1 pseudogene is annotated in these 627 nt (G+C 47.4%); it reads left to right on the top strand.

Annotated features, from left to right (window positions below):
- Positions 1–627 (top strand): annotated as a pseudogene (locus tag ACS8FC_RS18725) (TonB-dependent siderophore receptor); the annotation flags it as partial.

Genomic DNA, 627 nt, shown 5'->3' with positions numbered 1-627 from the left:
ATCAAGTCGCCAAAGCCCCTAAAGGTACGCAAGAAAATGAAGTACAGCTACGACTGGGTAACCAAAATCTAAAAGAAGTGGCCGTCGATAGCACAGGCCCTATCACAGATACGCTGAACTATCGGTTGGTGGCGTTGAAGCGACAAAAAGATGGTCAGATGCAGACCACAGAAGAAGAGCGATTGTTGATTAACCCGTCGCTTGAGTGGCAGGCGACTGATGATGTGTCTGTACTTGCCAACCTGTTTTATCAAGACGATCCAGAGATGGTGCCCTCTACCCCATTGCCTGCTGTGGGCACTGTCTACAAGGCAAGCTATGGCAAATTGGGTAGTGATGCCTATGCAGGCGATAAATGGAATCGCTTTAGTAAAGAAGTATTCATGCCAAGCGTCACCGTCAATTGGGACATCAATGATCAGTTGACCTTTAAACACATCACGCGCTATACCGATGCCGAAGCGCAGCAACGCAATATGTATAATAGAGGGTTTGTAGAAGGTAGTGACACGGTTCTCAATCGCGTCGCCTATACCACGGATGAGAACATGAATAACTGGACCACGGACAACCAGCTGGCCTATACATTCGATACTGCCAATACCTCACATAACCTATTGTTTGGTG

The organism is Psychrobacter sp. 1Y4 (genome assembly GCF_051847555.1).
The sequence above is the reverse complement of the archived record's forward strand: the minus strand, read 5'-3'. Positions and strand labels throughout refer to the sequence as shown.